The sequence below is a fragment of the Streptomyces griseoloalbus genome, from assembly GCA_014650015.1.
Taxonomy (GTDB): Bacteria; Actinomycetota; Actinomycetes; order Streptomycetales; family Streptomycetaceae; genus Streptomyces; species Streptomyces griseoloalbus.
The window spans coordinates 281,116-301,907 of record BMUD01000004.1 but is presented as its reverse complement, the minus strand read 5'-3'; the positions used below and the strand labels follow the sequence as shown (position 1 = coordinate 301,907).

The window sequence follows — 20,792 nt, the reverse complement described above, 5'->3', positions numbered from 1 at the left end:
GTTCAGCGCTGGTAGAGCCCCACCAGCGTGCCGCTCGCGATCTCCGTCTTCCCGACCGCCTCGTGCACCTGCTCCGCACGGGGCGCGTCGGGCAGCACACACGGTTCGGCGAGGGCGTAGAGCCGGAACATGTAGTGGTGCGCGTCGTCCCCCGGCGGCGGATGCGGTCCGCCCCAGCCCCGTTCGCCGTAGCCGTTGACGAGCTCGGTCCCCCGCGGCGGACTCTGACCCGCGCCGACCCCACCGCTGCGGGGGTCGATCCCCACCACGACCCAGTGCACGAAGCTGCCCGACGGCGCGTCCGGATCCTCGCAGAGGAGCACCAGTTCCGACGCGTCGTCCGGCACGCCGCTCCACTCCAGCGGCGGGGACACATTGGCTCCCTCGTACGCGTGCCGACGCGCGAGGAACGCGTGGTCGTCAAAGGCGTCACTGCCGATGTCGATGCCGGTCATGTGCCCGGAGTACCCCCGCGCCACCCGGGCATGCGACGCCTCAGCCGTCGATCGTGACCGAACAGGACCACCCGTACGGACCCGGCCCGATGCGCAGCTCCTCCCAGGCCACGTCCGTCGGCACCGGCCCGGTGACCCTCACCTCCGTCAGGCCCGCGACGGCCAGCCGCACATCGAGGCCGCCCTCGGCCTCGTCCGCCTCCACATCGACCGGCACCTGCCCGTACACCTCGAGCCGGTAGAGGATCTCGTCCAGCAGCGAGGCCAGCAGATCGTCGTCGCTGGCCTCGTCCAGCCGGATGCGCCCCACGCCGGTGGGCCGCACCCCGGAGACATCGGCGAAGCACTCCACCATCGCCACCACCGCCTCCGCCAGACAGTTCTCCCGGCTCGCCGCCCATGCCTCGACCCGGACGTCGTCCTCCTGCGCCACCGCCCGGTGTCCGCTCGCGTCCGGCCGTCGCGCCTGCCCGTAGTCGCCCGTGTCACCGACCATGCACCACGCCTGCCCGACACCCGCCCGACCATGCCGGGCGGCAGGGGCTTCGAGTGCACCGGGAGCGGGTACGCGGGTGCCGACCAGGTGCTTCAGGTGCCGTCTCCGGCGCGGAGGGAGGGCATCCGCCATGCGGTTCCGTGATCGTCGGCAGGCCGGCCGCGAACTGGCCGCACGGCTGCGGGAGAGGCGGGACGAGGGCGCCCTGCCCGACCCGGTCGTGCTGGCCCTGCCCCGCGGCGGTGTCGCCGTCGCCGCCGAGGTCGCCCGGGCCCTGGACGCCCCGCTCGACGTCCTCGTCGTACGGAAGGTCGGCGCCCCTTTCCACGAGGAGTTCGGCGTCGGCGCGATGGCCGGTGACGGCGTTCCGGTGTTCGACGAGGACTCCCTGCGCCGACTGGGCCTGAGCGAGGCCGACCTCGCGCCGGTCGTCGAGCGCGAGCGCACCGAACTGCGCCGTCGTGAAGAGCTCTACCGCCACGGCCGGCCCGCTCCCGAACTGCGCGGACGGACGGTGATCGTCGTCGACGACGGACTGGCGACCGGCTCCACCGCCCGCGCCGCCCTGCGCGCGCTGCGCTCGCAGGTCTCCGGCCACCTCGTGCTCGCCGCCCCGGTCGGCTCGCCGGAGGCCGCCGCGCTGATGCGCAACGAGGCCGACGAGGTGGTGTGTCTGTACGAGCCGGCCGCGTTCATGGCCGTGGGCCAGTGGTACGAGGAGTTCGACCAGCTCACGGACGAGGACGTCCTGGCGGCGCTGCACCAGCGGCAGGCCTAGCTAGGGCCTGTCCGACACTTTCCTTCGGGCAACGACGGCAATGGTCGGACGGGCCCCGGACACGGCGGCTCAGACGACACGGTCCGCGCGCAGGGCCTCGATGTCCTCGGGGGACCGGCCCAGTTCCGTCAGGATCGCCTCCGTGTGCTCGCCCACCGCCGGCACCGGATCCATGCGCGCCGGCAGGCCCGCGAGGTCGGCGGGCGGCAGCAGCGCCGCCACCGTCGCGCCCGGCACCGCCACCTCACGCCAGCGGTCGCGGGCGGCGAGCACCGGATGGTCGAGGAACGCGGCGACGTCGTTGACCCCCGCGCAGGCGATGCCGATCGCCTCCAGGTCCTTGAGCAGTTCCTCGGCGTCGTCACGGGCGAAACGCTCGGCGATGATCGCGTTCAGCTCCTCCCGGTGGGCCACCCGGTCGGAGCCCGTGGCGAACCGCGGATCGTCCCTCAGCTCGGGCCGGCCGAGGAACTCCGCGCACAGCACGGCCCACTCGCGCTCGTTCTGCACGGAGAACAGCACGTCGCGGCCGTCGGCGGCCCGATAGGTCCCGTAGGGGGCGATGGTGGCGTGCTGGGTGCCCAGCCGCGGGGGCTGCGCGCCGCCGTAACGGGTGTAGTAGGCGGGCTGGCCCATCCACTCGGCCAGCGCCTCGAACAGGGACACCTCCACGGGGTGGGCCGTGCCGGTGGTCGCGCGGGTGTACAGGGCGGTGAGCACACCGCTGTACGCGTACATCCCCGCGGCGATGTCGGCGACGGAGATTCCGGTGCGCGCGCTCTCGTCCGGCGTCCCGGTCAGCGACACCAGGCCCGTCTGGCACTGCATCAGCAGGTCGTACGCCTTGCGGTCCGCCCACGGGCCGCTCGTGCCGTAGCCGGAGATCGTGCACGGGATCAGCCGGGGGTAGCGGCGGGTGAGTTCGTCGGTGCCCAGGCCCAGGCGGTCGGCGGCGCCCGGCGCGAGGTTCTGCACGAACACGTCGGCGTCCTCGAGGAGCCGGTGCAGGATCGCGCGGCCCCTGGGGTCCTTCAGGTCGAGGGTGAGGGATTCCTTGGAGCGGTTGATCCACACGAAATAGCTGGAGTGGCCGTGGACGGTCGTGTCGTAGCGCCGGGCGAAGTCCCCCTCGCCCGGCCGTTCCACCTTGATCACGCGGGCGCCGAGATCGGCCAGTTGCCGGGTGGCGTAGGGCGCGGCCACCGCCTGCTCCACGCTGACCACCGTGACCCCGGACAAGGGGAGTTCCCGCACGTCCACGCCTCCTGCCTGCTCCGGGAGCACCGGCCTCGATTAGTACGGCCGGGCAGGCCGCCTGTCAACGGCCGCCCCCTGCGCTCACTGGTCGGCCCGGCTGAACGGGACGTCGGCGGGCCGGCTGCGGGAGACGACGCGGGCGCCGCGGTCGTCGACGGCACGGACCTGGAGCGAGCCGCAGCCGCAGCGGGTCCACAGCGTGCTGCCCGCCGCGGTGCCGTGCCGGGAGACCACCTGGAACGGCGCGGCGTCGTCCGGCCACCCGCAGTACGGGCAGAAGGTGCCGGTCGTACCCGCGGCGCCGGTCATGCTGGTCATGGTGACTCCTCGCTTCCTGATACGTGTGCCCTGTCGAACTGGTCGGGGCCTGTCGAACCACACGGGCCCCCCGATCAGCGGGGCCTTCGAACGTCGCGACACAGCAAGGGTGCGTCGTCACATCCGTACACGTCCAGGTTGACTTTGTGCACACCACCGTGAAGCGTGGACTACATGATTGACCTGCGCCGGCTGCATGTCCTCAGGGCGGTCGCCCACTACGGCACGGTCACCGCGGCGGCCCGTGCCCTGCACTTCACCCCGTCCGCCGCCTCCCAGCAGATCCGTCAGCTCGCCCGCGACCTGGACGTCGACCTGCTGGAGCCGCAGGGGCGCGGGGTCCGGCTGACCCCGGCCGCCGAGAGCCTGCTCGCGCACGCCGACGCCATCCAGGCGCGCTGGGACCAGGCGGAACGGGACCTGCGGGCCGACCTGGACGCCCCGGCCGGGCTGCTGCGCGTGACCGGGTTCCCGGTGGCGATCTCGGTGCTGCTGGCGCCGATGGCCGCCCGGCTGGGCGAGCGCCACCCGCGGTTGTCGGTGCGGATCGCGGAGGCGGGGGTGCCGCGGAGCTTCGACCTGCTCTTCGAAGGGTCCACCGATCTGGCCGTCGTGGAGTCGACCCCGGACAACCCGCCGCTGAGCGACACGCGGTTCGACCAGCAGCCCCTGCTGGACGATCCGTTCGACCTGGTGGTCCCGAGGGGGCATCCGCTGGCCGGGTGCGAGCGGATCGACCTCGCCGAGGCGGCCCGCGAGTCGTGGATCGCGCCGGTGCCGGACAGTCCCTGCCGGCCGCATGTGATGGCCGCGTGCGGTGCGGCCGGGTTCGCCCCGGACATCGTCCACCACGCCCTCGACTGGAACGTCACCGCCCATCTCGTGGCCCACGGGCTCGGGGTCGCCCTGATCCCGCGCCTCGCCCATCTGACCCCGGATCTGCCGATCACCCGGGTGCGCTGCGCGGGCAACCCGCACCGCAGGCTGCTGACCTGTACCCGGGGCGGCGGCCACGCCCGCCCCGCGGTGGCGGCCGCGCTGCGCGAACTGCGGGAGCTGGCCCCGACGGCGGTCGCCTGAGGCCGGTCAGGGGCCGGGTGCCCCCGCGCGCAGGCCGTCCATGATCAGGTCCAGCAGCCGGGTGGCGCGCGGCTGCCAGTCGCCGGACGGATCGATCTGCCACAGGCCGCCGATGGCGAGGAAGAAGTCGTCCGCGGTGACGCCCGGGCGGATGAGTCCGGCCTCCTCGCAGGCGCGCAGCAGCAGTTCGCTCGCCTCGGTGATCGCGGCGTATCCCGGTTTCGCCGGGCTCCCCGGCCCGCTGGTGGCCTGCCGGATGGCGTCCGCCAGTCTGGCCTTGGCCATGGCGAACCGGGCCAGGTCGTCCATCCAGTCGCGCAGGGCGCGATCGGGTTCCCGGGTGCTCAGCAGCTGGGTCGCGCTGTCGGCGACCTGCCGCACCTCGTACCGGTAGATCTCCAGGACGAGTGCCTCACGGCTGGGGAAGTTCCGGTAGAACGTGCCCTGTCCGACGCCCGCCTTCTTCGCGATCACGCTCAGCGGGGTGTCCGCCGAGCGGGTGAGTTCGACCAGGGCCACTTCCAGGATGCGCTCGCGGTTGCGCTGCGCGTCGGCGCGCTGGGGTGGTTCCGCGCGCTGAGGCGCCTTGTGCTGCCCCACTCGTCCTCCTCACGGGGCATGGCCGAAACCCGCCCTTGCTAACCGGACAGCTGTCCAATACGTTCTTGCGTAACGGACAGCTGTCCGCTTCGTTCCGATCGTATCGGCGGACACGGACGGCGTGGGACGGCCCCTCCGCATGCCGTGCGACGACCGGCGTCCCCGCCCTCCCGCCCCCACATGTTCCCGAACACTCCTCGTTCCGTACAGCTCACCCCCCACTTCACCGATTTCGTCCGCCTTCCAGATCCGTGAAAGAAGGCTGCTCATGGCCTCCTCGACGTCCAGCAGCGTCACCCTGAACATCAACGGCGAGAAGCACACGCTGTCCGTCGACCACCGCACCACCCTGCTCGACGCCCTGCGCGAGCGGCTCGATCTGACCGGCACCAAGAAGGGCTGCGACCAGGGACAGTGCGGTGCCTGCACGGTCCTGGTCGACGGCCGCCGCACCGTGTCCTGCCTGCAACTGGCCGTCGCGTCCGACGAGCGTGAGATCACCACCGTGGAGGGCGTGGCCGAGGGGGACCGGCTGCACCCCGTGCAGCAGGCCTTCCTCGACCTGGACGGCTTCCAGTGCGGCTACTGCACCCCCGGGCAGATCTGTTCGGCCATCGGCGTCATCGAGGAGCACGCCGCGGGCTGGCCCAGCGCCGTCACCGAGGACGTACGCCCCGAAGCGGCACCGCCGCCCCTGACCCCCGAGGAGATCAAGGAACGCATGAGCGGCAACCTGTGCCGCTGCGGCGCCTACGTGCAGATCGCCGAAGCGGTCGCCCGCGCCGCCGCCGAGACCCGCACCGAGACCGAGGAGGCCGCCGCATGAGGGAGTTCGACTACCGGCGCGCCGACGACGTCCCCGGCGCGGTGGCGCTGCTCGGCGCCGACCCCGAGGCACGCTACCTCGGCGGTGGCACCAACCTCGTCGACCTGATGAAGACCGGAGTCGAGCGCCCGGCCAGGCTCGTCGACGTCCGCGCCCTCCCGCTGAACCGGATCGAGCCGACCGACGACGGCGGGCTGCGCATCGGCGCCACCGTCACCAACAGCGACCTCGCCGCACACTCCGGGATCCGCCACCGCTACCCGGCCCTCACCCAGGCCGTGCTCGCCGGTGCCTCGGGACAGCTGCGCAACATGGCCACCGTCGGCGGCAACCTGCTCCAGCGCACCCGCTGCGGCTACTTCACCGATCTCACCCAGCCCTGCAACAAGCGGGCGCCCGGCAGCGGTTGCCCCGCCGTCCGGGGCGAGCACCACAACCACGCCGTCCTGGGCGCCTCCGACCACTGCGTGGCCGTCCACCCGTCCGACATGGGTGTGGCCCTGACCGCCTTCGACGCCGTCGTCTCGTACGAGACGGCCGACGGGCCGGGGGAGCTGCCGCTGGCCGGCTTCTATCTGCCGGTGGGTGACACCCCGCACCGGGAGACCGCCCTGCCGCCCGGCGCCCTGATCACCGGCGTCACCCTGCCGCCGGTGCCGGTCGCCGCCCGCTCGCGCTACCGCAAGGTCCGCGAACGCGCCTCGTACGCCTTCGCGATCGGCTCGGTCGCCGCCGCCCTCGACGTCTCCGGCGGAGTCGTGCGCGACGCCCGCCTCGCCTTCGGCGCGGTCGCGTCCCGGCCGTGGCGGGCCCATGCCGCCGAACGCGTGCTGACCGGGGCCCCGGCCACCGCGGAGTACTTCGCCGCGGCGGCGGACGCCGAACTCGCGGCCGCCAGGCCGCTGCCCGACAACGGATACAAGGTGACACTCATGCGCAACCTCGTGGTGGCCGTGCTGTCCGAACTCGCCGAGGAGGCCGCCCGATGACCACCGCCACGTCCGGCCGTACGACGGTGACGGGCGCCGTCGGCACCGCCCACACCCGCGTCGAGGGCCGGGACAAGGTCACCGGGGCCGCCCGCTACGCCGGCGAGATCCCGTTCGCCGGCCTCGCCCACGGCTGGCTGGTCGTGTCCACCGTCGCCCGCGGCCGGATCCTCTCCGTCGAGACCGCTCCCGTGCTCGACATGCCGGGCGTGCTCACCGTGCTGCACCACGGCAACGCCCCGCGCCTGGAGATCGACTACATCGGTTCGCTGGGCGTTCCGCCGGACCCGACCGCCGCGGTCTTCCAGAACGACCGCGTCCCGCACGCCGGGTGGCCCGTCGCGCTTGTTGTGGCCGAGACGCCCGAGCAGGCCCGGGAGGCCGCCGAGGCACTCGTCGTCACCTACGAGCGGGAGCCGCACGACATCGCGCTCACGGCCGACCACCCGGACGCCTACCCGGTGGACGGGCACATGCCCGGGGTGACACAGAAGGGTGACCTGGAGGCCGAACTCGCCGCGTCCGCCCACGTGGTGGACGTGGAGTACACCACGCCCGAGGAACACCACGGCATGATGGAGCCGCACGCCGCGACCGCCCGGTGGGACGGCGGCCGGCTCGAGGTCGTCGACTCCAACCAGGGCACGAGCTGGGTCGCCGACGAGCTCGCGCGGATGTTCTCGCTGGACGCCTCCGTGGTGCGGGTGCGCTCCGAGCACGTCGGCGGCGGCTTCGGCAGCAAGGGCATCCGGGCCCACCAGGTGTCCGCCGTGATGGCCGCGACCGCCCTGCAGCGGCCGGTCCGTGTCGTCCTGACCCGCCGTCAGATGTTCTCGCTCACCGGCTACCGCAGCCCCACCACCCAGCGCGTCCGGCTCGGCGCCGACCCCGACGGCCGGCTGCGCGCCCTGGACCACCGCTCGCTGAGCCGGACGTCGACGGTCTGGGAGTTCGTCGAGCCGAGCGCCGGTGTGGCGCGCGTGATGTACGACGCCGACGCGCACCGCACCGCGAACGAGGTCGTACGGCTGGACGTCCCGTCCCCGAGCTGGATGCGCGGGCCGGGCGAGGCGCCGGGGTCGTTCGCGCTGGAGGCGGCGCTCGACGAACTGGCCGAGCGGTGCGGGGTCGACCCGATCGAGCTGCGACTGCGCAACGAGCCCGGGCTCGGCCCCGTCTCCGGGCTGCCGTTCGCCGGCCGCAACCTCGCCGCCTGCTTCCGGGAGGGCGCCCGCCGCTTCGGCTGGGCAGACCGCGACCCGCGCCCCGGGATGCGCCGCGAGGGGCGCTGGCTGCTCGGCACGGGCACGGCCGCGGCCTCCTTCCCGGCGGGCGCCCTCCCGTCGACGGCCGCGGTGACCGCGGAGGCGGACGGCACCTTCACCGTGCGGATCGCGGCGGCCGACATCGGCACCGGGGCCCGTACCGCGCTCACCCTGGTCGCCGCCGACGCGCTGCGGGTGACGCCCGACCGGGTCCGGGTGCGGATCGGCGACAGCGACTTCGGCCCGGCGGGGATCGCGGGCGGCTCCATGGGCACCCGCTCCTGGGCCTGGGCGGTCACGGCCGCCGCCGGGGAACTGCGCCACCGGCTCCTCCCCGGGGGCGTCGTGCCGCCGGAGGGCATCACCGTGCGCTCCGACACCACCGCCGCCATCGGTGCCCTCGCGCGCAAGGAGCGGCACTCCTTCGGGGCGCAGTTCGCCGAGGTGGCCGTGGACGTCACCACCGGAGAGGTGCGGGTGCGCCGGATGCTGGGCATCTTCGCCGCGGGCCGGATCGTCAACCCGCTCACCGCGCGCGGCCAGCTCGTCGGCGGCATGATCTGGGGCATCTCCATGGCCCTGCACGAGGAGGCCGTCCGCGACGGCGCCTCGGGCGGCCTCTACGGCCCCGACCTGGCCGGCTATCACGTCGCGACCCACGCCGACGTGCCGGCGGTCGAGGCGGACTGGGTGGACGACCCGGACCCCGACGACCCGGTCGGCATCAAGGGCATCGGCGAGGTCGGCATCGTGGGCGCGGCCGCGGCCGTCGCCAACGCGGTCTGGCACGCGACCGGCGTACGCCACCGGAGCCTGCCCATCCGTCCGGACCGGGTGCTGGAGGCGGGAGGACCGCGTGTTTGACATCGCCGGTGAGCTGCACGACTGGCTGACCGAGGGCCGGGAGTTCGCCGTGGCCACGGTGGTGTCCGTGAGCGGCAGCGCACCGCGCGGCCCCGGCGCCGCCCTCGCCGTCGACAGCGGGGGCACGGTGATCGGCTCGGTCTCCGGGGGCTGCGTGGAGAGCGCGGTGTACGACCTGTGCGCGCAGGCGCTCGAGGACGGCGAAACCCATGTCGAACGGTTCGGCTACAGCGACGAGGACGCCTTCGCGGTCGGCCTGACCTGCGGCGGGGTCATCGACATCATGGTGACCCCGGTCGGCGGGCAGGCCCCCGTCCGGCAGGTGTTGCGGGCGGCCCTGTCGGCGGTCGTCCGGGGCGAACCGGGGGCGCTCGCCCGGATCGTCGAGGGCCCGGCGGAACTCCTCGGCGGTGCCCTCCTCGTCCGCCCGGACGGGTCGTACGAGGGCGGCCTCGGCGGGCTCCCGGAGCTGGACCGGACGGCGGCAGGTGCGGCCGGGGTCCTGCTGGACGCCGGACGCACCGGCACGGTCGGCCTCGCGGCGGGCGGAGCGAGACGGGGGTCCCCCCGGACGGAGTCCGGGGGAGGGGCGTACTGCCCCGGCGGTCCCACCCTGTTCGTGGAGTCGTCGGTGCCGCCGCCCCGCATGATCGTCTTCGGCGCGATCGACTTCGCGGCGGCGCTGGTGCGGGCGGGCAAGTTCCTCGGCTACCACGTCACGGTCTGCGACGCCCGGCCGGTCTTCGCCACCCCGGCGCGCTTCCCGGAGGCCGACGAGATCGTGGTCGACTGGCCGCACCGCTATCTGCGGAGCACCGGGACCGACGCCCGCACGGTGCTGTGCGTGCTCACCCACGACGCGAAGTTCGACGTGCCCCTGCTGCGGGTGGCCCTGGGCCTGCCCGTGGCGTTCGTGGGGGCGATGGGCTCACGCCGCACCCACGCCGACCGCGAGCGGCGGCTGCGGGAGGCGGGCGTGACCGAAGGGGACCTGGCCCGTCTCAGGTCCCCGATCGGCCTCGACCTCGGCGCGCGTACGCCGGAGGAGACGGCCCTGTCCATCGCGGCGGAGATCGTCGCGGCCCGCCGGGGCGGCACGGGCGTCCCCCTGACGGGATCGGGAACGCCGATCCACCACGACGGGCGGGAGACGTCGGCAGCCGCCTGATCACACACCGGGAGGCGGCCGGCGCGGGCGAGGTGCCGGCCCCCTCCCGACCGGTGTGACCGTCCGGTGACGGCCTGTGCGGGGCGAGCGCGGGGGAGTGGGAGCCGGCCCGCCCGAGGTCACCGACCTCATGGCCAGGGGGGCCGAAGCCATCCTGGCTCCGGCCCCCCTCGCCCTGCGGGTCAGGCAGCCGTCGGCTCCGCGGCGTGGCCGTGCAGGCGGGTGATGACCTCGGTCAGCTGCTCGGCGACCTCGCTGTCGTCGGCCGGGTGGGTCTCGGCGAAGCGGGTCACGGAGCCCGGGATGGAGAGCTTGATGTCCTCGATCACCTTGCCGCCGGCGAGGCCCACGGACTTGCGGGCATCGTCGTGCGCCCAGACACCGCCGTACTGGCCGAAGGCGGTGCCGATCACGACGACCGGCTTGCCGCTGATGGCGCCGGCACCGTAGGGGCGGGACAGCCAGTCGATGGCGTTCTTCAGGACGGCCGGCATCGTGCCGTTGTACTCGGGCGTGAAGAGCAGCAGGGCGTCGGCGCCGGCGGCGGCCTCGCGCAGCTTGGCGGCGGCGGCCGGGACATCGCCCTCGACGTCGATGTCCTCGTTGTAGAAGGGGATCTCCGCCAGCCCCTCGAACAGCGCCACCTCGGCGCCCGCGGGAGCGAGCTTGACCGCGGCCTCGGCGAGCTGGCGGTTGTGCGAACCCGCACGAAGGCTTCCGACGAGGGCAAGGATGCGAACAGACATGGCGAGACTCCAAGGGCGCTGAAACGTGGTCTTAACAATCCGGACCGGGGTCCACTTACCTGTGTAGCAGTTCAACCGGACCGTGGTCCAGTTTCTTCCCGATGCTTTACGCTGGCTTCATGTCCGCAGCACCGCCGCCCGCCCCGACGCCTCAGGAGCCCATCGGGCCCCAGGAGTTGCTGCAGCTCGGCACCGGCGCCGACGAACCCTGCCTGCGCGCCGACGCCGCCCGCAACCGGGCCCGGCTGCTGGAGGCGGCCGCGCTGCTCGTCGCCGAGCGCGGGGCGGACGGCATCACCATGGAGGAGGTGGCGGCAGCGGCCCGCGTGGGCAAGGGGACGGTCTTCCGCCGCTTCGGTGACCGCACCGGACTGCTCACGGCGCTCCTCGACCACTCCGAGAAGAAGTTCCAGGCCGCCTTCCTCGCCGGCCCCCCACCGCTCGGCCCTGGCGCACCCCCCGCCGAGCGGCTGCGCGCCTTCGGCCGCGCCATGCTCCGCCGGACCGTCGACGAACTGGAACTGCAACTGGCCGCCGAACCGCAGGCCGGCCGCCGCTTCACCAGCCCGCCCCGCCGCGTGCTGCGCCATCACGTCACCCTGCTGCTGCGCGAGGCGGTCCCGGACGCGGACTGCGAACTCCTCGCCCACACGCTGATGGCCCAGCTCGACCCCGCCCTGATCCACCATCTGATCCGGCAGTGCGGCATGCCGCCGGAACGGCTGGAAGCCGCCTGGGTGGACCTGGTCGACCGGGTGACGGGCTCGGCGCCCTCCCGCTGACGGGCCCCAACTCACCCGGCGGTCGGCCCCGTTACGGCTTCTGCAAGGATGCCGTACGTCATGGTGCAGATAACGAACCCGCCGCCCGCGCCCGCGTCCCCCGCACCGACGCGCTCCGTACCCACGAGCGCCGATGTGGCCCGCCTGGCCGGTGTCTCGCGCGCGACCGTCTCGTACGTCCTGAACAACGCCGGCACCGTCCGGATCAGCGAACCCACCCGGCGCCGGGTCCGCGAGGCCGCGAGGGAACTCGGGTACGTGCCGCACGCGGCGGCCCGCAGCCTGCGCGCGGGGCACAGCCGGATGGTCCTGATGCCCGCGCCGTCCTTCCCGGTCGGCCCGCTGTACAGCCAGTTCATCAACGACCTCCAGGGCGCCCTCGGCCGCCTCGACTACACGGTCGTGCAGTACGGCACCGTCGGCCTGCACGACGACGAGGCCGCCCGCGCCTGGGCCGAACTGCGGCCCGTGGCGGTCCTGGTCCCCGGCTCCGGACTCGGCCCCCGGGGCGTCGAGGTGCTCAAACGCTCCGGCGCCCGCGCCGTCGTCACCCTCGGCCCCGAGTCCGTCGAGGGCGCGCACGCTCTGCTCATGGACCACGACGTCGTCGGCCACAGCGCCGGCGCCCACCTCTTCGACCGGGGCCACCGCCGGATCGGCGTGATCGTCCCGAGAGAGCCCGGCCTGGAGGCGTTCTCCGCGCCCCGGCTGGCGGGGGTGCGCGCCGCCCTGCGCGGCACGGACGCCACGGTCACCGAGCTGCCGCTCGCCCACGACGAGGGCGCCGCCGCACGGCTCGCCGCCCGCTGGCGCGATCTCGGCCTCGACGCCGTGTTCACGTACAACGACGAGTACGCGATGCTGCTGATGCGCGCGCTGCAGGACGAGGGCGTCCGCATCCCCGAGGAGACCGCCCTGATCGGCGCCGACAACCTGATGCTGGGCCGGCTGCTGCGGCCCCGGCTGACCACCGTCCACCTCGAACTGCCGTCCGGCCGCGAGCTGGCCGAACTGGTCGACCGCGCGGTGCGCGACCCGGCCGCCGCGCCCTCGGCCCACAAGGTGCTGGGGGCGTCGGTGGTGCGACGCGAGTCCACCTGACATCGTGGAAGACGGCGGCCGGTCGACGACCGGGATGTTGCGCGCCCGACCGGACGGGCAGGCGAGAGGACAGCCGGGCCGCCGCCACCTCACGGCGCGCGGTGACCGATCGGAGAGCCGTCATGACGCTGCTCGACCGCACGACCCGTCCGTCCCGCCGGCTCACGGGACCCGAGTACACCGTCACCGAGCCCGCCACCGGTGACACCCTCGGTACGGTCGCCCTCGCCACCGCCGAGGACGTCGAGGCCGCGGCGGAGGCCGGCCGCACAGCGCAGACCGCGTGGGCGAGGGCCCCGCACTTCGTCCGGGCCGGAGTGCTCCGCAGGGCAGGCGACCAGTTCGCCGCCCACGCCGAACTCCGCGAATGGCTGATCCGCGAGGCCGGCAGCATCCCCGGCAAGGCCGACTTCGAACTCCATGTCGCCGCCCAGGAGTGTTACGGGGCCGCCGCCCTCGCCTCCCGTCCGGCCGGACAGGTGCTGCCCACCGAGGAACCCCGGCTGTCGTACACCCGGCGCGTGCCGGTCGGCGTGGTGGGCGTGATCGCCCCGTTCAACGCGCCGCTGATCCTGTCCATCCGCTCCGTCGCCCCGGCCCTGGCGCTCGGCAACGCGGTCGTCCTCAAACCCGACCCGCGCACCGCGGTCTGCGGCGGACTGGCGCTCGCGGCCGTGTTCGAGGAGGCGGGACTGCCCGAAGGGCTGCTGCGTGTGCTGCCGGGCGGGCCGGAGGCCGGCCGGGCACTGGTCGCGGACCCGCGCGTCCCCGTCATCTCCTTCACCGGCTCCACCGCCGCCGGGCGCGCCGTCGGGGAGGCCGCCGGCCGCCATCTGAAGCGGGCGCACCTGGAACTGGGCGGCAACTCCGCCCTGATCGTGCTGGAGGACGCCGACCTCGACGCGGTGATCTCCACGGCCGCCTGGGGATCGTTCTTCCACCAGGGTCAGATCTGCATGACGGCGGGGCGGCACCTGGTCCACGCCTCGCTGTACGACGAGTACGTCGACCGGCTGGCCGCCAAGGCGGACTCGCTCACCGTCGGCGACCCGCACCGCGAGCAGGTCCATCTCGGCCCGCTCATCGACCGTGCCCAGCTCGCCAAGGTGCACGGCCTGGTCGAGGGCAGTACCGCCCACGGTGCCGAACTCGCCGCCGGCGGCACCCACGACCGGCTCTTCTACCGGCCCACGGTCCTCGCCGACGCGGACGACCGCACCCCCGCCTACACCGAGGAGGTCTTCGGCCCGGTGGCCCCCGTACGGTCCTTCGCGACCGTCGACGAGGCGGTCTCACTGGCCACCGCGAGCACCTACGGACTGGCGCTCGGCATCGTCACCCGGGACCCGGCCCGCGGCCTGGACCTCGCGGAACGCATTCCGACCGGGATCGTGCACATCAACGACCAGACCGTGAACGACGAGGCCGTCGCCCCCTTCGGCGGGGTCGGCGCGTCCGGCACCGGCTCCCGCTTCGGCGGCGACGCCAACCGGGAGGCGTTCACCGACCTGCGCTGGACGACGGTGCGCTCAGACGTCGCGCGGTACCCGTTCTAGAGGCGTTCGCCTCATCCGTTCCAGGCGTTCGCCGCACCCGTTCTAGGCGTTCGGCGCCCCCGCCTCACCCTGCTGCTCCTGCTGCTCGGCGATCTGCTTGCGGACGTCGTCCATGTCCAGCTTGCGGGCCTGTCCGATGACGTCCGTCAGCGCGGCCTCGGGCAGCGCACCCGGCTGCGCGAACACGGCGACCTGGTCGCGCACGATCATCAGCGTGGGAATCGACTGGATGCCGAAGGCCGCGGCCAGCTCCGGCTGCGCCTCGGTGTCCACCTTGCCGAAGACCAGGTCCGGGTTCTCCTCCGCCGCCTTCTCGTACACCGGCGCGAACTGACGGCACGGACCGCACCAGGCCGCCCAGAAGTCGATCAGCACGAACTCGTTGTCCGTGACCATCTGGTCGAAGTTCTCCTTGGTGAGCTCCACGGTGCTGCTCATGGCGTGTGTCCTCTTCCTGGTGTCGGGTCGGGCCGTCGGCACAACACGGCGGGCCGGTCGCGTATTCCGCGCCCCTACCCATGTGGCCACAGGGCACACCACCGACCAGACTGACGCCATGACGGAAACGCAATCGACGCACATGGAATCCACCGCCTACGACGTGGTGGTGCTCGGCGCCGGGCCCGTGGGTGAGAACGTCGCCGACCGCACCCGCGCCGCCGGACTCACCACCGCGGTCGTGGAGAGCGAACTGGTGGGCGGCGAGTGCTCCTACTGGGCGTGCATGCCCAGCAAGGCCCTGCTGCGCCCGGTCATCGCCCGGGCCGACGCCCGCCGTGTCCCCGGCCTGAGCCAGTCGGTCCAGGGCCCCCTGGACGCCGCCGCGGTACTCGCCCACCGGGACTACTTCACCTCGCACTGGAAGGACGACGGCCAGGTCCGGTGGCTGGAGGGCATCGGCGCCGACCTGTACCGCGGCCACGGACGGCTCACCGGTCCGCGTACCGTCACCGTCACCGGATCCGACGGCGGCCGGCGGGTCCTCACCGCCCGGCACGCCGTCGTCGTCTGCACCGGCAGCCGGGCCCAGCTGCCCGACCTGCCCGGGCTCGCCGAGGTCAAGCCGTGGACCAGCCGGGAGGCCACCAGCGCCCAGTCCGTGCCCGGCCGGCTCGTCGTGGTCGGCGGCGGTGTCGTCGCCACCGAGATGGCCTGCGCCTGGCAGGCGCTCGGCTCCCGGGTCACCGTCCTGGTACGCGGCAAGAGCCTGCTGAACCGCATGGAGCCGTTCGCCGGCGACATGGTCGCCGAGGCCCTCACCGAGGCCGGCGCGGACATCCGTACCGGCACCTCCGTGAAGTCGGTGACCAGGGAGAACGGCACCGTCCTCGTCGTCACCGACGGTGGTGACCGGATCGAGGCCGACGAGATCCTCTTCGCCACCGGCCGCGCCCCGCGCACCGACGACATCGGGCTGGAGACGATCGGCATCGAGCCCGGCGCGTGGCTCGGCGTGGACGACAGCCTGCGGGTCAGCGGCCACGACTGGCTGTACGCCGTCGGCGACACCAACCACCGTGCCCTGCTCACCCACCAGGGCAAGTACCAGGCCCGGATCGCGGGCGCCGCCATCGCCACCCGCGCCGCCGGCGAGCCCGTACACGCGGAGGACTGGGGCGCCCACGCCGCCACAGCCGACCACGCCGCCGTCCCGCAGGTCGTCTTCACCGACCCGGAGGTGGCCTCCGTCGGCCTCTCGCTGGCCGAGGCGGAACAGGAGGGCCACCGCGTCCGCGCCGTCGACGTCGACCTGTCCTCGGTCGCCGGCGCCGGCCTGTACGCCGACGGCTACAAGGGCCGCGCCCGCATGGTCGTCGACCTCGAGGACGAGATCCTGCGCGGACTCACCCTCGTCGGCCCCGGCGTCGGCGAACTGATCCACTCGGCGACCATCGCGGTCGCCGCCCAGGTACCCATCGGCCGGCTGTGGCACGCGGTCCCGTCGTACCCGACGATCAGCGAGGTGTGGCTGCGCCTGCTGGAGGCGTACCGGGACGCCTGAGCCTGCGGCTCACGCGCCGGGCGGGCGCCCTTCGCGGCGGAGGTGCCTCCGCGGGGGCGAGTCCTCCCGGGGCCGGGGCGGGGCCTCCGCGCGGCCGGTGTGACCTTCCCGGGCGGGGGTGCGTGACCCGCCGCGTCCGAGGCGCGTGGCCTGGCGGGCCGGGTGGGCGCGGGGGTGGGGCTTCGCCACCGCCGGGGTGCTCTTCCTCGGCCGGGGCGCGTGCCCCCTTCGCGGCCCGGAGCGGGCGTCCCGCGGCCGCCGCCTCGGCGCGGGTACCGTCCGACGGCCATCGGACGCACCACGGGGTCACATCCCCCGAGCCCGGGCCGGGATACCGCGATCCGGCCGTCCCGCTCGTCCGCCGCCCGCCCGTCCCGCTCGTCCGCCGGCCGCCCGCCCGCCCGCTCGTTCGCCGTCCGCCCGCTCGTTCGCCGTCCGCCCGCTCGTTCGCCGTCCGCTCGTCCCGCTCGTCCGCCCGTCCCGCCCGTCCCGCTCGTTCGCCGTCCGCCCGTCCGACGGACCGGCTACGGCAGGTCGAAGCCCAGGGCCCGCGCCGCCCGCTCCGGCGTCGGCTGCGACCAGTGCTCCGCCACGGCCTGATGGGCCGACAGCGAGCGCGGTTCGGCCCGGTCGAGATACAGCGTGCCGTCGAGGTGGTCCGTCTCGTGCTGCACGATCCGCGCGGGCCACCCGGCGAACACCTCGTCCAGCGCCCGCCCGTGCTCGTCCTGCCCGGTCAGCCGCACTTCGGTGGGCCGTGCCACCACCGCCTGATACCCCGGCACGCTCAGGCATCCCTCGAAGAACCCGACACGCCCGGTGCCGACCGGCTCGTACACCGGATTGACCAGCACCCGGAACGGCTGCGGCACCCGCCCGCGCGCCAGGCGCACCTCCTCCGGAACGGGCGCGGGATCCTCGATCACCGCGATCCGCAGCCCCACCCCGACCTGAGGTGCGGCCAGTCCGACACCCGGCGCCGCGCGCATGGTGACCCGCAGCGCCTCCACGAACCGGGCCAGGAGAGCGGGCTCCAGCTGACCGTCGTACGGCTCGGTACCGCGGCGCAGCACGGGATCACCGGCCGCCACGATGGGCAACGGCTGCTCCGCGGCGAGCAGTTGCTCGATCCGCTCGGCCAAGGGCGCGCGATCGTCCGGGACTCCCATCCCGTCAGGATGACACGTCCCTCACGTGTGTCACAGATCACACACGTTCCCCGGGAACTCGGCGCCCCGCCACTCCGACTACTGCACCACCACCCCGCCCGCCGAGACGTCCCCGGGAGAACCCCACCGATGACCACCGCTCCCTCGCCCACCACGGACGACGCCCCCCGACCACCCGCCCCCGCCCCCGCACCCGCGAAGAGCGCATGGGCCGGTCTGCGCCCCCTCGTCCTGCGCCTGCACTTCTACGCGGGAGTGCTGGTGGCGCCGTTCCTCCTCGTCGCCGCCCTCACCGGCCTGCTGTACGCCGCTTCCTTCCAGGCCGAGAAGATCGCCTACGACCATGAGCTGACCGTCCCCGTCGGCGACCGCGAACTGCCCGTCTCCGTACAGGTGGCCGCCGCCCGCGAGGCCCATCCCGAGGGCACGGTCGCCGCCGTACGTCCCTCACCCGAGCCCAACGCCACCACCAGGGTGATGCTGTCCGGTATACCGGGCGTGGACCCCGACCACACCCTGGCCGTGTTCGTCGACCCGTACACCGGGGAGGTGCGCGGCGCGCTGGAACAGTACGGCTCCACGGGCGCGCTGCCGCTGCGCACCTGGATCGACGAGTTCCACCGCGATCTGCACCTCGGTGAAACGGGCCGCCTCTACAGCGAGTTCGCGGCCAGTTGGCTGTGGGTGATCGCGGGCGGCGGACTGGTGCTGTGGTTCTCCCGGCGCCGCGCCCTGCGCAAGGTGCGCGGCACCAGCGGACGGCGCCGCACGCTGGCCCTGCACGGCGGCGTGGGCGTCTGGGCGGCGGCCGGCTTCATCTTCCTCTCGGCGACCGGCCTGACCTGGTCCACCTACGCCGGTGCGAACATCGGCGACCTGCGCGCCTCCCTCGGCCAGGAGACCCCGTCGGTGTCGGCCGCGGCGGCCGGCGAACACGCGGGCCACGGCTCGGCCGGCGCCACGGCGGGCGACGCGGCGCACGGGGTCGGCCTGGACAAGGTCCTCGCGGCGGCACGGGCCGAGGGCCTGGGCAACCCGGTGGAGATCGTGCCGCCCGCCGACGCGAAGTCCGCCTACGTCGTACAGCAGATCCAGCGCAGCTGGCCCGAGAAGCAGGACTCGGTCGCCGTCGACCCCGCCACCGGCCAGGTCACCGACGTCCTGCGGTTCGCCGACTATCCGGTGCTCGCGAAACTCACCCGCTGGGGCATCGATCTGCACACGGGCAATCTGTTCGGCCTGGTGAACCAGATCGCACTGATGGTGCTCGCCCTCGCCCTGATCCTGCTGATCCTTTGGGGTTACCGCATGTGGTGGCAGCGGGGCCGGGGCTCCGCCTTCGGAAAGCCGATCCCACGGGGAGCGTGGCAGCAGGTGCCGCCGTACCTCCTCGTCCCGCTGCTGGCGCTGATCGCCGTACTGGGCTACTTCGTTCCGCTGCTCGGCATCCCGCTGGCGGTGTTCCTCGCCGTCGACATCGTGCTGGGGGAGATCGCCCACCGCCGAGGCAGGCGGACGTACGCCAGCGGCACGACGGTGCGCTGACGCAGGCCCTCATGCGCAGGTGCCCGGCTCCCCGGGGGGAACCGGGCACCGATCAGCGCTGCCGACGGCCTACTCCTCGTCGAACTCGCCGCCCAGCGCGGCGGCGAGGCGCAGATGCGGCTGGGCCTCGTCGTCCCGGCCCTGCCGCTGGAGGGTGCGCCCGAGCATCAGCCGGGCGTAGTGCTCCACCGGGTCGCGCTCCACGATGACCCGCAACTCGGCCTCCGCGCGGCGCAGTTGAGCCGAGTGGTAGTAGGAGCGCGCCAGCAGCAGCCGCGGTCCCGTCTGCTCCGGCACCTCCTCGACCAGCGGACCCAGGACACGCGCGGCGGCGGTGTAGTCCTTGGCGTCGAAGAACATCCCGGCGCGCTCCCAGCGCTCGGCCGGCGTTCCGTGGTCGTAGTACGTGGTCTCCACTGGTGACCTCCTTCGAGGCCGTCAACGGACCCGGTTGGTTGAATATTCCACCAACCGTGCGTGGTCGGTCGCGTCGGCCAGTTCCGCGTCGGCCCGCTCGGTGACCAGGGCGAGTACCCGCCCGGCGGCGGCGAGGTCCGCCCCGGGGATGTCCGCGTGGATCACACCGGAGTGGCGCATCCCGTACAGGGTCGCGACCACGGAGTACGAGCGTGCGTCGGCCTCAGCGGGGCCACCGCCCGGTCGACCGCCACGCGCCATTTCATGGACAGCCGCCGGACCAGAGACCCGGGTGCGGCGGCCGCGTATGCCGAACTCATGTCAACACGGCGACTACTGTGTGCGGACGGTTCCGGACACGAGCGTCCGCCTCACGGACCGTGACCCACGGGGCTAGGTTGTCCGGCATGAGCAATCTTGAGCGCGATGCGGTTCCCGCACTGTGCGGCGGCCGGGGCTTCGTGGTGGCGGAGCCGGTGCGTGAACTCCTCAGCCCCCGGCACGTCAAGCTCGGCGAATCCAGCGAGGTGCGGCGGCTGCTGCCCAACCTGGGACGGCGCATGGTCGGCGCCTGGTGCTTCGTCGACCACTACGGGCCCGACGACATCGCCGACGAGCCCGGCATGCAGGTGCCGCCGCACCCGCACATGGGGCTGCAGACCGTGAGCTGGCTGCACGAGGGCGAGGTGCTGCACCGCGACTCCACGGGCAGCCTCCAGACGATCCGCCCGCGCGAGCTGGGCCTGATGACCTCCGGCCGGGCGATCAGCCACTCCGAGGAGAGCCCTCGCTCGCACGCCCGCTACCTGCACGGCGCCCAGCTCTGGGTCGCCCTGCCGGACGGCCACCGCCACACCGACCCGCGCTTCGAGCACCACGCCGATCTGCCCGTCGTCACGGGGCGGGGCATCGAGGCCACACTGATCCTCGGCGACCTCGACGGCGCCACCTCGCCCGGCACGGCCTACACCCCCATCGTCGGCGCCGACCTGGCCCTCGCCTCCGGCGCGGACGTACGCCTGCCGCTGGAGCCGGACTTCGAGTACGCGGTCCTCTCCATGTCCGGCGAGGCACAGGTGGACGGGGTGCCGGTCCCTCCCGGTTCGATGCTGTACCTCGGCTGCGGCCGCAGCGAACTCCCGCTGCGCGCCGAGTCGGCCGCGGGCCTGATGCTGCTCGGCGGCGAGCCCTTCGAAGAGGAGCTGATCATGTTCTGGAACTGGATCGGCCGGTCCCAGGAGGAGATCGCGCAGGCCCGCCGGGACTGGATGGACGGCACGCGGTTCGGCGAGGTGAAGGGATACGCCGGCGCCCCGCTGCCGGCCCCCGAGCTGCCGCCGGGGCCCCTGAAACCGCGAGGAAGGGTCCGTTGATCCCA

The 20,792-nt window shown here is 73.7% G+C and carries 21 protein-coding genes and 1 pseudogene; 12 read left to right on the top strand and 10 right to left on the bottom strand.

Going from position 1 to position 20,792, the window contains the following annotated elements; genetic code table 11:
• Positions 1 to 2 precede the first annotated feature (2 nt).
• Together IE178_RS08515 and IE178_RS08510 are read right to left on the bottom strand one after the other, a co-directional pair.
• On the bottom strand, positions 3 to 455 hold the full coding sequence (locus tag IE178_RS08515; protein WP_184762592.1) for a YbhB/YbcL family Raf kinase inhibitor-like protein: 453 nt from the start codon (positions 453 to 455) through the stop codon (positions 3 to 5).
• Positions 456 to 495: 40 nt separating this feature from the next.
• Positions 496 to 951, bottom strand: coding sequence for an archease (locus IE178_RS08510; RefSeq protein WP_193511812.1), 456 nt, complete (start codon positions 949 to 951; stop codon positions 496 to 498).
• A 130-nt stretch (positions 952 to 1,081) separates the two neighbouring features.
• Between IE178_RS08510 and IE178_RS08505 the strand changes: the two genes are divergently transcribed.
• Complete coding sequence (locus IE178_RS08505) at positions 1,082 to 1,729, top strand: phosphoribosyltransferase (protein WP_193511811.1); 648 nt, start codon at positions 1,082 to 1,084, stop codon at positions 1,727 to 1,729.
• Between the two features lie 69 nt (positions 1,730 to 1,798).
• Here the strand turns inward: IE178_RS08505 and IE178_RS08500 are convergent, their stop codons facing one another.
• Complete coding sequence (locus tag IE178_RS08500) at positions 1,799 to 2,989, bottom strand: CaiB/BaiF CoA transferase family protein (protein ID WP_193511810.1); 1,191 nt, start codon at positions 2,987 to 2,989, stop codon at positions 1,799 to 1,801.
• 78 nt (positions 2,990 to 3,067) lie between these two features.
• A complete protein-coding gene (locus IE178_RS08495) occupies positions 3,068 to 3,304 on the bottom strand; it encodes a hypothetical protein (RefSeq protein ID WP_193511809.1) in 237 nt (78 codons plus the stop codon).
• A 174-nt stretch (positions 3,305 to 3,478) separates the two neighbouring features.
• On the opposite strand from IE178_RS08495, the gene IE178_RS08490 reads away from it, so the two are divergent.
• Positions 3,479 to 4,384 carry a LysR family transcriptional regulator gene (locus IE178_RS08490; RefSeq protein WP_184762847.1) on the top strand — a complete coding sequence of 302 codons (906 nt, stop codon included), beginning with the start codon at positions 3,479 to 3,481 and terminating at the stop codon, positions 4,382 to 4,384.
• Positions 4,385 to 4,390: 6 nt separating this feature from the next.
• Here the strand turns inward: IE178_RS08490 and IE178_RS08485 are convergent, their stop codons facing one another.
• On the bottom strand, positions 4,391 to 4,984 hold the full coding sequence (locus IE178_RS08485; protein WP_193511808.1) for a TetR/AcrR family transcriptional regulator: 594 nt from the start codon (positions 4,982 to 4,984) through the stop codon (positions 4,391 to 4,393).
• A gap of 268 nt (positions 4,985 to 5,252) precedes the next feature.
• Here IE178_RS08485 and IE178_RS08480 point away from each other — a divergent pair, with 268 nt between their 5' ends.
• The 4 genes from IE178_RS08480 to IE178_RS08465 are packed head-to-tail and all read left to right on the top strand — an operon-like array spanning position 5,253 to position 10,096.
• Positions 5,253 to 5,810 (top strand): 2Fe-2S iron-sulfur cluster-binding protein, encoded by a 558-nt coding sequence (locus tag IE178_RS08480; RefSeq protein ID WP_184762597.1) that lies wholly within the window; start codon positions 5,253 to 5,255, stop codon positions 5,808 to 5,810.
• Positions 5,807 to 6,799 carry an FAD binding domain-containing protein gene (locus tag IE178_RS08475; RefSeq protein ID WP_193511807.1) on the top strand — a complete coding sequence of 331 codons (993 nt, stop codon included), beginning with the start codon at positions 5,807 to 5,809 and terminating at the stop codon, positions 6,797 to 6,799. Before IE178_RS08480 ends, IE178_RS08475 begins: the two co-directional genes overlap by 4 nt.
• Entirely contained in the window at positions 6,796 to 8,928 is a 2,133-nt protein-coding gene (locus tag IE178_RS08470; protein ID WP_193511806.1) for a xanthine dehydrogenase family protein molybdopterin-binding subunit, read from the top strand. Before IE178_RS08475 ends, IE178_RS08470 begins: the two co-directional genes overlap by 4 nt.
• Positions 8,921 to 10,096, top strand: a complete 1,176-nt coding sequence (locus IE178_RS08465; RefSeq protein WP_193511805.1) for an XdhC family protein — start codon at positions 8,921 to 8,923, stop codon at positions 10,094 to 10,096. The genes IE178_RS08470 and IE178_RS08465 overlap by 8 nt, the downstream gene beginning before the upstream one ends.
• 182 nt (positions 10,097 to 10,278) lie before the next feature.
• Here the strand turns inward: IE178_RS08465 and IE178_RS08460 are convergent, their stop codons facing one another.
• A complete protein-coding gene (locus IE178_RS08460) occupies positions 10,279 to 10,842 on the bottom strand; it encodes an NAD(P)H-dependent oxidoreductase (protein ID WP_184762601.1) in 564 nt (187 codons plus the stop codon).
• Between the two features lie 119 nt (positions 10,843 to 10,961).
• Here IE178_RS08460 and IE178_RS08455 point away from each other — a divergent pair, with 119 nt between their 5' ends.
• The 3 genes from IE178_RS08455 to IE178_RS08445 all read left to right on the top strand — a co-directional run bounded on the left by IE178_RS08455 (position 10,962) and on the right by IE178_RS08445 (position 14,281).
• Entirely contained in the window at positions 10,962 to 11,624 is a 663-nt protein-coding gene (locus IE178_RS08455) for a TetR/AcrR family transcriptional regulator (protein ID WP_193511804.1), read from the top strand.
• Between the two features lie 60 nt (positions 11,625 to 11,684).
• Complete coding sequence (locus IE178_RS08450; protein WP_229875813.1) at positions 11,685 to 12,725, top strand: LacI family DNA-binding transcriptional regulator; 1,041 nt, start codon at positions 11,685 to 11,687, stop codon at positions 12,723 to 12,725.
• A 122-nt stretch (positions 12,726 to 12,847) separates the two neighbouring features.
• Positions 12,848 to 14,281, top strand: coding sequence for an aldehyde dehydrogenase family protein (locus tag IE178_RS08445; protein ID WP_193511803.1), 1,434 nt, complete (start codon positions 12,848 to 12,850; stop codon positions 14,279 to 14,281).
• Positions 14,282 to 14,323: 42 nt separating this feature from the next.
• On the opposite strand, the gene trxA is transcribed toward IE178_RS08445, so the two are convergent.
• A complete protein-coding gene (gene trxA, locus IE178_RS08440; RefSeq protein ID WP_184762605.1) occupies positions 14,324 to 14,719 on the bottom strand; it encodes a thioredoxin in 396 nt (131 codons plus the stop codon).
• A 118-nt stretch (positions 14,720 to 14,837) separates the two neighbouring features.
• Between trxA and IE178_RS08435 the strand changes: the two genes are divergently transcribed.
• Complete coding sequence (locus tag IE178_RS08435) at positions 14,838 to 16,283, top strand: dihydrolipoyl dehydrogenase family protein (protein ID WP_184762606.1); 1,446 nt, start codon at positions 14,838 to 14,840, stop codon at positions 16,281 to 16,283.
• A 524-nt stretch (positions 16,284 to 16,807) separates the two neighbouring features.
• Here IE178_RS08435 and IE178_RS08430 read toward each other — a convergent pair.
• A complete protein-coding gene (locus IE178_RS08430) occupies positions 16,808 to 17,452 on the bottom strand; it encodes a peptide deformylase (RefSeq protein WP_184762607.1) in 645 nt (214 codons plus the stop codon).
• 129 nt (positions 17,453 to 17,581) lie between these two features.
• On the opposite strand from IE178_RS08430, the gene IE178_RS08425 reads away from it, so the two are divergent.
• Entirely contained in the window at positions 17,582 to 18,997 is a 1,416-nt protein-coding gene (locus IE178_RS08425; RefSeq protein ID WP_193511802.1) for a PepSY-associated TM helix domain-containing protein, read from the top strand.
• Between the two features lie 69 nt (positions 18,998 to 19,066).
• On the opposite strand, the gene IE178_RS08420 is transcribed toward IE178_RS08425, so the two are convergent.
• Together IE178_RS08420 and IE178_RS08415 are read right to left on the bottom strand one after the other, a co-directional pair.
• Complete coding sequence (locus IE178_RS08420) at positions 19,067 to 19,414, bottom strand: tetratricopeptide repeat protein (RefSeq protein ID WP_184762609.1); 348 nt, start codon at positions 19,412 to 19,414, stop codon at positions 19,067 to 19,069.
• A gap of 165 nt (positions 19,415 to 19,579) precedes the next feature.
• Positions 19,580 to 19,734, bottom strand: a pseudogene (locus IE178_RS08415) (MarR family transcriptional regulator); the annotation flags it as partial.
• An 87-nt stretch (positions 19,735 to 19,821) separates the two neighbouring features.
• Between IE178_RS08415 and IE178_RS08410 the strand changes: the two are divergent.
• On the top strand, positions 19,822 to 20,787 hold the full coding sequence (locus IE178_RS08410) for a pirin family protein (RefSeq protein ID WP_193511801.1): 966 nt from the start codon (positions 19,822 to 19,824) through the stop codon (positions 20,785 to 20,787).
• Positions 20,788 to 20,792: the final 5 nt, after the last annotated feature.

Coding starts and splice junctions, on each gene's coding strand:
- IE178_RS08510 (WP_193511812.1), bottom strand. CDS start 951: ATGGTCGGTGACACGGGCGACTACGGGCAGGCGCGACGGCCGGACGCG.
- IE178_RS08460 (WP_184762601.1), bottom strand. CDS start 10,842: ATGTCTGTTCGCATCCTTGCCCTCGTCGGAAGCCTTCGTGCGGGTTCG.
- IE178_RS08410 (WP_193511801.1), top strand. CDS start 19,822: ATGAGCAATCTTGAGCGCGATGCGGTTCCCGCACTGTGCGGCGGCCGG.
- IE178_RS08490 (WP_184762847.1), top strand. CDS start 3,479: ATGATTGACCTGCGCCGGCTGCATGTCCTCAGGGCGGTCGCCCACTAC.
- IE178_RS08435 (WP_184762606.1), top strand. CDS start 14,838: ATGACGGAAACGCAATCGACGCACATGGAATCCACCGCCTACGACGTG.
- IE178_RS08480 (WP_184762597.1), top strand. CDS start 5,253: ATGGCCTCCTCGACGTCCAGCAGCGTCACCCTGAACATCAACGGCGAG.
- IE178_RS08425 (WP_193511802.1), top strand. CDS start 17,582: ATGACCACCGCTCCCTCGCCCACCACGGACGACGCCCCCCGACCACCC.
- IE178_RS08455 (WP_193511804.1), top strand. CDS start 10,962: ATGTCCGCAGCACCGCCGCCCGCCCCGACGCCTCAGGAGCCCATCGGG.
- IE178_RS08445 (WP_193511803.1), top strand. CDS start 12,848: ATGACGCTGCTCGACCGCACGACCCGTCCGTCCCGCCGGCTCACGGGA.
- IE178_RS08505 (WP_193511811.1), top strand. CDS start 1,082: ATGCGGTTCCGTGATCGTCGGCAGGCCGGCCGCGAACTGGCCGCACGG.
- trxA (WP_184762605.1), bottom strand. CDS start 14,719: ATGAGCAGCACCGTGGAGCTCACCAAGGAGAACTTCGACCAGATGGTC.
- IE178_RS08450 (WP_229875813.1), top strand. CDS start 11,685: ATGGTGCAGATAACGAACCCGCCGCCCGCGCCCGCGTCCCCCGCACCG.
- IE178_RS08430 (WP_184762607.1), bottom strand. CDS start 17,452: ATGGGAGTCCCGGACGATCGCGCGCCCTTGGCCGAGCGGATCGAGCAA.
- IE178_RS08495 (WP_193511809.1), bottom strand. CDS start 3,304: ATGACCAGCATGACCGGCGCCGCGGGTACGACCGGCACCTTCTGCCCG.
- IE178_RS08475 (WP_193511807.1), top strand. CDS start 5,807: ATGAGGGAGTTCGACTACCGGCGCGCCGACGACGTCCCCGGCGCGGTG.
- IE178_RS08470 (WP_193511806.1), top strand. CDS start 6,796: ATGACCACCGCCACGTCCGGCCGTACGACGGTGACGGGCGCCGTCGGC.
- IE178_RS08515 (WP_184762592.1), bottom strand. CDS start 455: ATGACCGGCATCGACATCGGCAGTGACGCCTTTGACGACCACGCGTTC.